Here is a 14,386-nt window from a genome sequence, read left to right on the forward strand (position 1 = left end):
AGAAATTTTACGCTATTTTGCGTTTGTTTAGGAAATCTACTTCTTAACCAGTTCCAATATTTCATTGGCAACAAGATCCGGGTGATATTGATGAATATAATGCTCGGTATCCTTTACAGTTACATGTTTGGAATGTTCCGACCAGGACGTAAATTCAGCTTGGGTTTTATCCCATATCGGCTCACTGGCTCCGAAGTAATCTGCTGTCAGTATGGTTAGTGGAAACGGGAAGGGCTTTTTGTTATCGACGACTACCTTGGCATTGGCTGTCATTTCACGCAGCTCATCCACAGTGTTCGCATTCCCATAGTTAAGCAATAGAGCCGTGGTATCTATTTTTTTCAGATCATCTGGTACAAACTTCAGGCCGTTGCGATTGGCATTGGAGGCTTCCAGAACAGCGTCAGACTGTAGAGTCAACCGAAACAAACCGGTTTTGATCCGAAATTGGTTCATGAAGCCACCAATCACACTTGCCATATCGTCAGTGTCGTTGGCGTAATATTCCGGACTTCCCCCATCCAACATGACAATACCTTGTACTTCATCCGGATATTTTTGCGCAAATCGGAGCGTTTCCAGCGAACCGAGGGAGTGCCCCACCAGAACGTATGGCGGCTTTTGCCCAGATACCTCTAATAACTCGTGCAATTCATCTGCCACAGTATCCACATCGCGTTTCTTATCGGTCATATCGCTATAACCATAGCCAAAGCGATCATAAACCGCGAATTTCGTGTACGGTGCAAGCTTTTCATAAAGCGGATAATAGTCTACATAAGGATTAGCGGTGCCCCACCCGGATGCAAGGACAACTGTTGCATTTCCTTGACCACCCGTATATAAATGCATATTGTCTCCATGTATGCTGTAGAGCTTGCCAGGCGGACTAAATGTTTTCTGATCCTGACGGGTACTCACTTGTTGATAGATAAAACCTGTAACCAGAAGGAGAAGTAATGCCACTGCTCCGAATATAAACGTCTTAAATAATCTTCTGCGAAATTTTTTCATCATCTCTCACATACTCTCTCTGTATTTTCTCTATCATATATGCCCAATCTTATTGGAGAGAAAACAGAGTCTTAATTCCACCTTAATTATTTTTGCCCGATTAAATTGGATAAAATGTATATTTCTCAGAATTGATTGATAGCCAAAGGCGGCACTGTTGATATATTATACCGGTATGAAGGATAGAAAGGGCGAGGAAGCAGAACGTGCTTATTAATGTAAGCGCTATCTTAATGAACGCCATAGCTGTACATTGTAAAAAGGGGGACATCGCGATGAAAGTATTGATTGCCGATGACGACGATTATACAAGAGAAGGACTAGTGGAGGCTATCGACTGGGAGAGCTTCGGTGTACATGAGGTGCTTCAGGTCGAGGATGGAGCCATGGCTTTACGTATTGCAACCGCTCAAAGGCCCGAAATTGTCATTACGGATATACGCATGCCGAAGCTTAATGGGATCGAATTTGCCGAGCGGTTCGTGGCAGTCTGCCCAGATAGCAAGCTGTTATTCATGAGTGGGTATATGGATGTGGCATACCTGAAGAGTGCGATTCAGCTCTCGGCCGTCGATTATGTGGAAAAGCCGATCAAGTTGCCGGAGATGGAGAACGCCATTCAGAAAACGGTGCATTATATCGCCGAGCGGAAGGCGCAGCATGTATTGTTGGATCAGAAGATGGACCTGGAGCGTGTGAAGCTGGCTAATGCCTTGAGAACGCAGTCCCAACCCGCTGATGAACTTAGGTGCAAAGCCCAGGAAATCGGTTATCCGGTACATGCGAGCTATGTCTGTCTGATCGTAACCCAGTTCAACAAGGAAATACTGTTTGATGCCGTCAACATCCAGAATTACTGGGAACAACATAATCTTGCTACCATCGCCGAGCAATTGGATTATGACCGTTTGCTGCTTGTCGTGGCACTGCCCCGACCGGATGAGGAGATAGTGAGGCTACTAGCAGAAACGCTATGCAGGGAGTATAGCGGGCTTCGTATTGCAGCTGGTCAGGTAGTGGCTGGACTGGAGGAAGTATCCAGAAGTTTCCGCGAAGCGGCACTGGCCATGGAACATGTTTTTTTCAAGCCAGATCTGTGTTATCTCACATATGATCCGGTGAATTACGCACCACAAGGGCTCAGAAGCGACATATATCCTGAATTCTACCAGTTGCTGAAGCAGGAACCGGATGGATTGATCGACTGGATGGAGACGTTCTGTAACAGAGTGCTGGTAGAAGGGGTTCAGGCAAGAGAAAGAGTGCTATCCATGTGTGTCACGTTTGCCAATGCGCTGTTCAAGGAGAGAAATGGTGTACTAATCCGCAGGGGGAAGATGGTTCAGATTCAAGATGTGGAGAAGCAGTTGAACGAATGCCGTACAATGCTTGAGGTGAAGGATCACATGCTTGAGCTGTGTCATGCGTATCAGGAGGAGTTCACCCGGGTATCCCCATATTCGGGCTTGATTCGTAATGTAATGAACTATATATCTGACCATTGCAGCGATGTTGACCTGGATGTGAGGGAGATTGCTGACCATGTGCACTTATCCACTGCCCATCTTGGTGTTCTCTTCAAGCAGGAGACAGGAACTACGATTAAGCAGTATCTGAATGACTATCGGTTGGAGCTTGCCAAGAGGCTTATTCTTGAGGAGCACTTCAAAATGATCGATATTTCGAAGATGTCCGGTTATGCCAGTGCAGGATATTTTGCCAAAGTGTTTAAGGCTGCTACGGGCGTAACGCCTGTGGAATATCGAAAGAAGTTTTCCCAATGAGGCTTCTGAAGTGGCTGGGCAACCTATCTCTGCAAAAAAAGCTGGTCATTCTGCTGGCACTTGCAGGCATTATTCCGCTGATGATTACGTTCTCGGCGACATACGGCGAACTTCGTAATTCTGTAATCACCGGACAGAACTATGCAGCCAACCAAAGTTTTGACCAAACTTTATCACTGCTGTCCAGCAAATTCTCCCACATTGAGGAAGTGTCGTCGATGATTACGATTGACGAACAGATCAATGCGGTTTTCTCTAAAGACCCGGAGCATATGCAGGTGTGGGAGCAGCTATCCGCCTTTGAACGGATCACGGATTATACACGTATTCTTCAGACAAATTCTGAGATTAACGGTATCGTTTATTATATTAATGATGACTTCGTCATAACGGGTCCACATGCAACGATGTATCGTCCATACGCCCAGGTGTCGTCATTGCCCTGGGTCAGGAAGATCGTTGCAGGGGGCGGCGAAGCGGTGTGGGTGATGATGAAGGATGAGAGCAGCACATCGTCCGTAAGTTATTTAGCGCTGGGAAGAGTGCTTTGGAATATTAACGACTATTCCGAACCGGTAGGCATCGTAACGCTGCGTGTGGAGTTGCCTCAGCTTCAGCCCTATATCATGAACTCAGCCATGGAGCAGCTGGTCTACTTGGATACGGATGAGGGAGAAGTAATCATCAGCAATGGACATACGGAGTTGGAACAACGAAATGGATACAGTTCTCAGGTGAACCGAAATCAGTTTGAAGAGGTCAAAGTGGGTGACTCCTCTTATATCGTCCGAGATTCAAGAGTTGGATCGAGCAATCTGTTCCTGCATTCCGTCATATCTCCAGATACGGCAGCTACAGCTGTGAATAAGGTGCGAAACAAGGTGCTCCTCGTATACTTGCTTGTCTGCCTAGCTCTATTGGTATGCATCATCCCGGTGACGAAATCTATTACGAGTCGCATCTTCTTGCTTATGAACAGAATGAGTCAGGTTCGGCAAGGCAGATTAAATACACTGGATATTCCCAATAGGGAGGATGAAGTAGGTCATCTGGTATCCAGCTACAATTATATGATTAACAGTGTCAGGGAACTGATGGACAATCAGTACAGGCTTGGGCAAGATAAGAAAGGAGCAGAACTGCGGGCATTGCAGTCCCAGATTAATCCGCATTTTCTGTACAATACGCTTGATATGATCGTCTGGATGGCTCAGAAAGAAGAGAAGCAGAACGTTCAGCAGGTCGTGTACGCTCTCTCTGATTATTACAAGTTGATTCTGAATAAAGGGGAAGACTTCGTAACCTTGAGAGATGAACTGCGCTTATCGGAGATCTATGTAAGCATTCAGCAGAAGAGGTTCAAAGGCAAGATCCAATTCGATGTACACGTAGATGAAGCGGTATTGCAATGTATGTTGCCCAAGATTACGCTCCAGCCGCTGGTTGAGAACGCGATTGTACACGGTATTCTGGAAAAGCCCGAGAGCAGTGGCATTATTACAATTACGGGAGGCATAGAGGAAGGGCGAGTACGGATCGTGGTTACTGACGATGGCCCTGGCTTAGAGCTACCGCCCTCTAGGCTTCACCGCCATCAAGGCAGCGGATACGGCGTACATAACATCCGCAAACGGCTGGAGTTTTATTATAATGAAACGGATGGAATACATTATGAATCAGTTCAGGGTAGAGGCACAAGTGTAATCATCAATGTGCCGATGGTTTTTCGGGATGCACATGAATTGAAACAAGCCAGTAATTGATTATCAGGGAAATGGCGACAGGTATTTTTTACCTGTCGCTTTTGTTTTGCATTTTCATCGAAAAGTACCAGAAATCTTGTGAAATTCGAATAGTAGAGAGGTATCGTGCCGGACTACAATAAGAAGCAAGGAAAGGGTGATACGATGGCAGAACCAAATATAGCAATGACGAAAGCGCTCAAACAGAAGAAAAGTCGCTTTGCAGACCTCAGGGAACACAAAACCTATTATATTATGCTGATTCCCCTGGTCGTGTTTTTCACTTTATTCAACTACCTTCCCATGGCGGGACTCTACAACGCGTTTACCGATTATGACTTTAGCAAGGGTTTGTTCAGTCCATTTGTGGGGTTGAAAAATTTTGAGTTCCTGTTCAAAGGAGGCTGGGATTCGATTGTCTGGAAATTGACTCGCAATACGATGCTCTATAATGTGGCCTTCATAGTACTCGGCAACATCTGTCAGATCGCCATGGCCGTTCTGCTTAGGGAACTGACATTCAAGAAATTCATGAAAACGTCGCAGACGCTGATGTTCATGCCTTACTTCGTCTCGATGGTCGTAGTTGGTTCCATTGTATACAATCTGTTCAACTACAAGTATGGTGTGTTTAACAACGTTTTTACGTCATTGGGTTTCGAGCGCTTTGACTTCTACCAGTCACCTGAGGTCTGGCCATTCATCATCGTCATTATCGAAATCTGGAAGGGGCTAGGGTACGGTACGGTCATTTATTTAGCATCTATTATGGGTATTGATGAAAGCGTATACGAAGCAGCTTATGTCGATGGCGCCAGCAAGTGGCAACGGATTCGGTTCATTACACTGCCGCTTTTGAAGCCGACGGTTATCATCCTGGTTTTGTTTGCTATCGGAGGAATTATGAGGGGACAGTTCGATCTGTTCTGGAACATAATCGGCAACAACGGACTGCTGCTGAATGCAACCGACATTATCGATACGTATGTGTACCGTTCATTAACCGTGAATTTCAGTCTCGGACTGGGAACGGCGGCAGGGCTATATCAATCGATGTTCGGATTGGTACTTGTTGTGACGGTAAACGCAATTGTGCGTAAAGTGGATCGTGAAAATTCATTATTTTAATCGTTATCCGAATGGGAGGAAGCCTGATGGCACAACTTGCTGCAACATCTGACAAGAACAAGTTAAAAGTGGATGCAAGCTCGAAAATATTCGATGTTATGGCTGTGGTCATTGTTGGATTGGTAGCACTAATCTGCGTCGCTCCATTTATCCTGATGCTGTCAGGATCACTGAGTGATGAATCCAAAATTGTAGTTAATGGGTACTCACTGCTACCGCAGGATTTCACATTGGATGCATACAAGATTGTTTTCACCACCCTGGGAGGGGAAATTGGCAGGGCGTATCTCGTTACCATCTATGTTACGGTGCTGGGCACAGTGCTTGGATTATTGACAACGTCCATGAGCGGATTCATTCTATCCCGTCCGGATTTTAAGCACCGGGACAAGGTGGCCTTCTTTATCTACTTTACTACGCTGTTCAGCGGCGGACTGATTCCTACCTACTTGGTGGTCGCCAATGTGCTGCATCTCAATCATACGTTGTGGGCGATTATCCTTCCAGGTATGCTCTCTCCATTTAATGTGTTCCTTTTCCGCAATTATGTCAAAAGCATTCCAAATTCCTTAATGGAGTCGGCACGAATCGATGGGGCAGGCGATTTCAGAATCTATTGGCAGATTGTTCTTCCACTCTCGAAGCCTGTTAGCGCAACCATCGGACTGTTCCTTGGACTGGGTTACTGGAATAACTGGTTTGGTTATAGTCTGTACCTGATTTCCGATCAGGAGAAATGGGGATTGCAGTATCTGCTTTATCGTATGTTATCCCGTGTAACGGATGCCGTCAGAGACGCTCAGATTGTCGTGGATCAGCTGCCAAGTGAAACGATGAAGCTGGCAACGACCATGCTGGTGACAGGTCCCATTATCCTACTGTATCCGTACATGCAGCGTCATTTTGTCAGCGGTCTGATTGTTGGAGGCGTGAAGGGATAAATGATAATGGGTTTACACGATCAGGATAGGGTGAAAGGCTGCCACTGGTCGCTTCACATACAAAATATCATCATAATGGAGGGGATTGTTTTGAAAGCGCTACATATTAGAAAATCACTTCTGTCTTGTCTCATGGTATTCACGGTTATCCTTTCCGCATGTTCGAATGGGGGTTCGGACAAAGGTGCTACCGAAGGCTCGGGCACAACGACATCCGATGGCAAGACGATTGTGCAATTGAAGGGTATCACGATGGGAAATGCTCCCGCCAGTGGCATGGACAACTTTTACAAGCAACTGGATGAGCTAACGATCAAGGATCTGGGGGCAACGATTCGTTTTGACTTTGTGCCTTGGGGAGACGAAAAGAATCAAATCAGCAGAGCTATCGCCGCGAAGGAATACGACGTTTATGTTGGCGGCGCATGGTCCGACTTTGCATCGTTCGCCACCAAGAATGCATTTGCGAATCTGACCCCACTGCTGGGAGATGTGCCTGATCTGGTGGAGCATTATAAAGGCACACTGGATACCGTAAAAATTAACGGCAGTCTCTACGGCATTCCACAATACAATAAGCCCGGAGGCGGCGGAGAAGGCCTGTTGTTCCGTGAAGATCTGCGCAAAGCGTGGGGATTACCGGAAATTACAGATCTGGATACCGTAGAACAATATCTTTACAAGGCCAAAGAAGCTTATCCAGACACGCCGATGATTAATGATAAGCGGTTCGCGGATAACGTCTGGACTCTGGTTGCGGGCTCCAATTATCTGGATCTGGTAAAAGGATACGTTGTTGCTACCGTGGATGAGCCATACAAGGCGATCAGCATGTACGACACACCTGAGTATAAGCAGGTACTGGAGCGGTCCAAAAAGTGGTATGAAGATGGCATTGTGAGCCACGATATTTTGGCTGCTCAGGGCAATGCGACAAGTGAGACGCTGGAATTGATGAAAGCCGACAAAAAGCCGCTTGAATTTAACAACCACTTTGGCGCTGTCAGCAGCAGTTATGTTGGTGCACTGAAAGAGCTGCATCCTGATTTTGAGTATGGCTGGTTTGATTATTATTTCAACAATATTCCGGCCTACATGCCGTTTATGGCACCGGATAATATCACCATGATCTCAATTGGTGCTCATTCCAAACACGTCGAAACGGCTCTGAAGCTTATCGAAAAAGCTCATACTGATCGAACGTATTACAATCTGTTGCAGTACGGAGTTGAAGGAGAGAATTACAAGCTGGATGGCGAATTCGTTAGCTATGAAGGCATCAAATCGGAGAACAAAAAGCCAGGCTGGACGGGGCTATATGATGGATATATGAACCTGCAGGAGAAATATCCGGACGAATGGCAGGCCATTAACGATAAATTGCAGAATGAAGGTGCCAAGAAAGCGGAAGAGAATGGTCAAAGTCCACTGGCCGGATTCGGGCTTGCCACATCTAATGTGGCTGCAGAGCTTGCAAGCATGGAGACGGTTAAATCGCAGTATATCGTTCCGCTGTCAGTGGGTATTACCAAGGATATTGATGCCGATCTTGCCAATGTGAAGAAACAGCTGGAGGGTGCCGGATTCGACAAGTTTATGGCTGAATTACAGGTTCAACTGGATGCTTTTGCAGCAAGCAAGAAGTACTAGACTCGGATTAGTAGAATTGTGGAGACATTTGAACGAATCAATAATATAAGTACCAATGTGCCTGTAGACCCCACGATACTCCGGGGTCTACACCTATATCATAGCTGGAGGAACGCATGTGAAGCCAATCATCTGTTATCCCCTGATTCAAGAAATTCCCCAATCTCAAGATTACATTATTCGTATTCGTGAGGCGGGCAGCGACGGACCGTGGTCTGATGTAAATGTATACGGAGTAAAGGTTGATATGCACCAGGTGCGGCAGGCCAGTATGGCTTATTTTGATATGGGTGTTCCTGTTGAATTGGAAATTGAATGCAGGTACACGGAGGTTCAGACCATTGATATTCGGCCCTTATCTTATAAAATCCAACCACAGATTCAGGCCAATGTAATCTCATTTGAACTGAAAGAATCTGCTAAGTTGTCCATCGAGGTAAATGGCGAACGGTTTCGCAATCTGCATCTATTCGGAAACGGGCTGGAGACGGATGCTCCAAGCATGCACGATCCACGTGTTCACGTCATACAGCCTGGCATCCATCGTACGGAATGGCTCGAGACAGAAGCTGAAGTACTCTATTTTACACCAGGCATGCATTACATTGAAGAGACCATCCTACGCGTTCCATCGGGCAAGACGGTTTATATTGATGGCGGTGCTGCTGTTGCCGGTTCATTCGTCTGTGATCGGGTTCAGAACGTTACAATCCGGGGGCGAGGCTTGGTTTATCTGGCCGACTTTCATCGATTCTCAGCATTCCGCGGAATTCGGTTGATCCATGCGAGCCAGATTGCCATTGAAGGCATTATGATCATCGACGTACCGCACTACAGTGTGTACATCGGTAGCTCACAGTACGTGTCCATCAAGGGTATTAAGTCATTCAGCACAAGGGGCTGGTCGGATGGTATTGATATCATGTCCAGCTCGGATATTGAGATCGAACATGTTTTCTTGCGCAACTCGGATGATTGTATTGCGATCTATGGCAGCCGATGGGGTTACCGTGGTAACTCGCGTCGTATCCGGGTTAGTCATGCTGTGCTGTGGGCTGACGTGGCACATCCACTTATGATTGGCACGCATGGGGATCACGAGGCGAACGGTGATGTGATTGAGGATATCCGGTACGAAGATATCGACATTCTGGAACATCACGAGCCACAACCCAACTACTGGGGAGCCATGGCCATTAACGCGGGTGATCATAATACTGTGCGGAACGTTGTCTATGCGCGAATCAGAGTGGAAACCTTTGAACAAGGTCAGCTGTTCGATCTGCGTGTGGTTAGGAACAAGGATTATAATCCTGCTCCTGGTCGGAGGATCGAACACATTTTATTTGAGGATATCGAGTATGCAGGAGGGACGTTACATCCTTCCCGGATCTATGGTTATGACGAAGAGCACAGTATCGAAGGAGTAACGTTTAATAATCTCACTATTGCAGGTCAACGTGTGGATAGTCCAAATCATCCAGCGATTGAAATGAACGAGTATGTACGTGGCATCACATTCCGCTAGGGGGTGTTCAATAGGAAAATACGACGAGTAAACAGGAAAGGGGGGATGTCTAATTTTCAATGTCTGGCACAAGTGGGCTTCAAGGGAAGAACATCGAATTCCATGAAAATGAGGAGGATTGATATGGAAATGAATAGCGGATTTCATGAGGGGAAAAGATGGAGACGGGTGATTGCTATACTTGCTGCAATCAGTCTGTTGGCAACACTTATACCGGTCGGTACCCATTCCATCGCAGCTGCTGCGAATTCAAACGATGTTACTGTGTCAGGATATGAAGTTCAGATCAATGAAACAATCACAGGTGGTTTCACGCATCCCGGAGTTGGACTAACCAAGGAAGTCTTAGAGAACATGAGAGAGCAGGTACTATCGCAGCAGGAACCATGGTATTCCTACTATGTGGCGATGACTAGCTCGGCAGCGGCTTCCAAGACAGTGACGTCCAGCAATGCCAGCCAAACGGACCCAACAAAACCGGCAAGCGATGCCTTCAACAGCCAAGGCTTCAACTCCCGTTTTATAAGCGATGGATTGAAAGCGTATACACAAGCGTTGATGTATTATATTTCAGGAGATGAGACGTATCGGTCCAATGCGATGCGTATCATTCGGATCTGGTCGCAGATGGACCCTGCCAAATATGTCTACTTTAATGATGCGCACATTCATACCGGGATTCCGCTGAATCGCATGGTGACGGCAGCTGAGATTCTGAGATATACAAGTTATCAGACGGATGAGCTGGGATGGACAGCGCAGGATACAACGAATTTTACAACCAACCTGATTAATCCGGTCATTGAGACCTTCCAACGTGACAACAATCGCTTCATGAATCAGCATAACTATCCTTTGTTGGGTGCGATGGCAGGTTATATTTTTACCAACAATCAGAGCAGATATGACGAGGCGGTTGAGTGGTTCACAGTCAATAGCACTGCGCAAGACCAAGGCTTTAATGGGTCGGTCAAGCAGCTGTTCCGCCTAATGAATATTGATGATCTGACTGGGGAGCCACTGGATGAGCCGGTGATTCAGCATGTGGAGATGGGCAGGGACCAGGCGCATGGGGGTGGAGACCTCACTAACGCTGCTATCCTATCACGTATGCTGCTTGCTCAGGGGACAAAGGTCGATCCAGTGGAGGGTACCGTATCAACAGCGGCAAATGCGGTCGGACCGTATGAGTTCCTGGATGATCGCATATTGGCGGCCGCAGACTTCTTCTGGCAATTCATGCTTGGTTATGATACACCTTGGACGCCAGTGGCCTATGCCATTTCGCCAGATGGAACGATTCGGGATACGTATAATCATATATCCAACGCCTACAAAGGTAGAATGAATACGGCAAATTTCTGGGATATGTATTACTACTACACATATGTCAGGGGCATTAATGTTGCAGAGAAGGCTCCTCATTATTATGAAGCATTTACGAAGCGGTTGCCTTCCAATTTTTATTATGGTGGTACTCTGAACAAAAACTGGGACAATGTGGACGGAGGCGGAGACTTCTGGCTGTATATGCCAGAGGAGGCAGTGTCTGAAGGTGCAGAATTTCTGCCGCGTGAGCAGACAAGCGGCTCACTGATCGACATTGAAGATCGTTATACGAAGCTTGGCGGCAACACAACCACCCTAAAGGAAGGAGATACGTCGTTTGTGCGGTTTCAGGCGACGCAAATGGGAAGTCGTATAGCATTTCTTAACGGTTCCAGCAGTGAGAAGATCATTGGTTTCCGCATCCGTACCAATGGGCCTGCCTACTTGGAGCTTACTCCTGGAATCAATGATACATTAACTTTGCCGGATACGCATGGACAGTGGCGGTATGTGACTTATACGCTGGACAGCTTCCAGAGTCTGAACGATATTCTGTATATGAAGGTCACAGGTTCGGATACGACAGTAGATATCGACCACATTCATATCAAAGCAAGTGAACAGCTGACTCCGCCAGAATTCAAAACAGGAAACTCTGATCTCTCCATATTCGCCTATCCTGGCTCGCCAATTCGTGTTGAGTTTGAAGCAACCGATGCTGGGGGAACGGATGTGGTGAACTACTCCAGCCCGAATCTGCCTCAAGGAGCAGCATTGAATGAAGCCACGGGCGAGATGCTTTGGCAGCCGGGAGTGTCACAGACTGGAACTCATTCCTTCCATGTCGCCGCTTCAGACGGCACAACAATCACGACAAAAGATGTCAAGATTGTAGTTTCGGCGAATCGGGCTTCCGCTGTGGAGCAGGCCATAGCTGCTTATGATCAGGATCGAATTTATGTAGCAGCAACACTCAACTCATTTCATGCAGTGTATGAGGATACCCTTGACCAGCTTGATACAGCTACAGATGAAGTATTCTATGTGCAACTGCATGAGCTAGCCCAAGCAGCGGAAGCGCTGAAGCTGGTCACTCCGTTGCTGGAACAGAGCGGGGGTATTGATTACCACAACATCGTTGCGTCATCGACCTTTGGGACAGACATTGCCAATATGGTGGACGGGGACAATCAGACGGGGGTTTCGTATACACGTGCGCCAAACCTATACCATATGATTGATTTCGGACCGGATTTCAAAGTATCGGCTAGGTCCTTTGGATTCCAAAGTAATATTTTTTCCGATCGTCTCGCGAAGTCAGCTGTTTTTGGCTCCAATGATGGGGAGGACTGGGTACGATTGACCCCGGGGTTAACAGCATTTACCCAGAGCTTTCAAACCCTGGATGTTGCTCCCGAATACCAGGACGATTCGTTCCGGTTCATCAAGGTTCAGCTGCTTCATCCACAGCCGGATGTATTGTATGGCATCGTCAGGAATTTGTTCGAAATGACCGAGTTCCGGATCTATGGTGAACGTCATGAGACAGGTAATAAGCTGGAGTCCGTCTCCATCTTTTCGGATCAAAGTGTAAGTGGCAAGATTGCAACTGGGGACACCGTACAATTGACGATTCAGGCTAAGGAAGCAATCCAGAATGTAACGGCGATCATTCAGGGAGTTGCAGCAACCGTTACGACGCAGGATCAGATCCATTGGACGGCGGTGGCTGCTATGGGAAATGATGTACCTACAGGTGCGGTCAAGTTTACGGTGGATTACGAACAGAGTGACGGAACAGCAGGGGAGCGGACAGTGCTAACCACTGACAATTCAAAGCTGTTCCTTGTAGATGGCGGCAGGTATATTGATGTGTCTATGATGGCGAAAGTAAAGGCTTCGGATAAACAATGGCCAGGTAACGGGTTATTCCAGGATGAGGTGGGTTATCTGCTATTCGATGGTGACACGTCCACCTATGGGGATCTGAATACATCTTCGGGTTCCTTCTACACGGTGGACTTCGGTGAAGGACTGTCTGTGAAGCTGGACGAAATTGTGCTGATGCCAAGAGCTTCCAACAGCTCAAGAATGAACGGGCTTGTCATTCAGGGTTCCAACGATAATTCAAATTGGTCGGATCTGACACAGCCTCTAAAAGGTTCACAAGAAGGAACGTGGTCGGATATTAGACAAGATCAGCTTCTGAATAATGGATATTATCGATATTTAAAACTGTACAACAACTCAGCATGGAGTGGTAACGTTGCTGAAGTTGAGTTTTATGGTGATGTAGACTACGATGCGGAAGTTGTGGATTCAAAAGTGGTTGCGCCTGAAGGTTACACCCAAGGAAGTTACTATCTCTATCAGCAGGAGATTAACCACATCAAAGCTTCATTGACCGAACCAGATGCAAACAAGATGGCATTGCTTAAAGAGTTAATTGCAGCCAAGACCCTGCTAATCTCTTTCGCTGACTCATTTCCTCCAATTCATGTAGACACTGCCATGGTGCTTGCATCCTCCATTTCATGGGATGGAAAGGTTGATGCAATTAATAACGGATGGCGCGCATTTGACGGTGATCCTGCCACATCGCCAGATACCAAAACAGCAGCAGGCTGGACCCGAGTTGATCTGGGAGCAGATCACGCCAAAGTAGTTGGCAGTATCAGGTTTATCCCACGCACCGGCAATGCCGCCCGTATGAGTGGAGCCCTGATCCAGGGATCCACTGATGGGGTGAACTTTGATACGCTTTATACCATAAGTGGTGTAAGCGAGATCAAGTGGTATAAGCAGTCTTTGAGCAGCAGCAATGCTTATCGTTATTTGCGCTATTATACGCCAAACGGCTTTGCCAATATCGGTGAGCTGGAGTTCTATGAGAAGATTGTGGACAGAACGCTCCTTACACTGCTGATGGAACGGGCAAATGCAATGAATGAGGAGGATTACTCCGGAGAGAGCTATGCGCAGTTACAGGCTGCTGTCACGAGTGCAGCCGTGGTTGATACGGATCTGGAAGCAAACCAGGACGATGTTGATTCCGCTGCGAATAGTTTGAAGATGGCGCTGGGTGGTCTGGTTTCCATTTGAATGAAGGAGACCAGGCAGTTGCAATAACTCAATTGATACCATTTAGTAGAATGAACAGAAGCTAGATTCAGGATGTACAGATGGAACTTTATATAAGGAAGTAAACTTCGTACTGATTAATATGATAAAGATAGAAAAGATAGTGTCCTTGCAAAGAAGGGACACTAT

8 protein-coding genes are annotated in these 14,386 nt (G+C 46.7%); 7 read left to right on the forward strand and 1 reads right to left on the reverse strand.

From position 1 onward, the window contains the following. Positions 1-36 precede the first annotated feature (36 nt). Entirely contained in the window at positions 37-1,017 is a 981-nt protein-coding gene (locus HP548_RS20540) for an alpha/beta fold hydrolase (RefSeq protein WP_246318141.1), read from the reverse strand. 272 nt (positions 1,018-1,289) lie between these two features. Here HP548_RS20540 and HP548_RS20545 point away from each other — a divergent pair, with 272 nt between their 5' ends. From HP548_RS20545 to HP548_RS20575, 7 genes are all read left to right on the forward strand, one after another. Beyond that, positions 1,290-2,798 carry a response regulator gene (locus tag HP548_RS20545; RefSeq protein ID WP_175382684.1) on the forward strand — a complete coding sequence of 503 codons (1,509 nt, stop codon included), beginning with the start codon at positions 1,290-1,292 and terminating at the stop codon, positions 2,796-2,798. Further along, the gene (locus tag HP548_RS20550; protein WP_076288328.1) at positions 2,795-4,561 is read left to right on the forward strand and encodes a sensor histidine kinase; all 1,767 of its coding nucleotides are present in this window, start codon (positions 2,795-2,797) and stop codon (positions 4,559-4,561) included. Before HP548_RS20545 ends, HP548_RS20550 begins: the two co-directional genes overlap by 4 nt. Before the next feature lie 144 nt (positions 4,562-4,705). After that, the gene (locus HP548_RS20555) at positions 4,706-5,668 is read left to right on the forward strand and encodes an ABC transporter permease (RefSeq protein ID WP_246318142.1); all 963 of its coding nucleotides are present in this window, start codon (positions 4,706-4,708) and stop codon (positions 5,666-5,668) included. A 26-nt stretch (positions 5,669-5,694) separates the two neighbouring features. Next, on the forward strand, positions 5,695-6,609 hold the full coding sequence (locus tag HP548_RS20560; protein WP_076288329.1) for a carbohydrate ABC transporter permease: 915 nt from the start codon (positions 5,695-5,697) through the stop codon (positions 6,607-6,609). Between the two features lie 90 nt (positions 6,610-6,699). After that, on the forward strand, positions 6,700-8,259 hold the full coding sequence (locus tag HP548_RS20565; RefSeq protein ID WP_246318143.1) for an ABC transporter substrate-binding protein: 1,560 nt from the start codon (positions 6,700-6,702) through the stop codon (positions 8,257-8,259). Between the two features lie 118 nt (positions 8,260-8,377). Beyond that, positions 8,378-9,787 (forward strand): glycosyl hydrolase family 28 protein, encoded by a 1,410-nt coding sequence (locus HP548_RS20570; protein ID WP_175382685.1) that lies wholly within the window; start codon positions 8,378-8,380, stop codon positions 9,785-9,787. 123 nt (positions 9,788-9,910) lie between these two features. Then, positions 9,911-14,218 (forward strand): discoidin domain-containing protein, encoded by a 4,308-nt coding sequence (locus HP548_RS20575; protein WP_246318144.1) that lies wholly within the window; start codon positions 9,911-9,913, stop codon positions 14,216-14,218. Positions 14,219-14,386 lie beyond the last annotated feature (168 nt).

It is taken from the genome of Paenibacillus taichungensis, from assembly GCF_013359905.1.
Taxonomy (GTDB): Bacteria; Bacillota; Bacilli; order Paenibacillales; family Paenibacillaceae; genus Paenibacillus; species Paenibacillus taichungensis.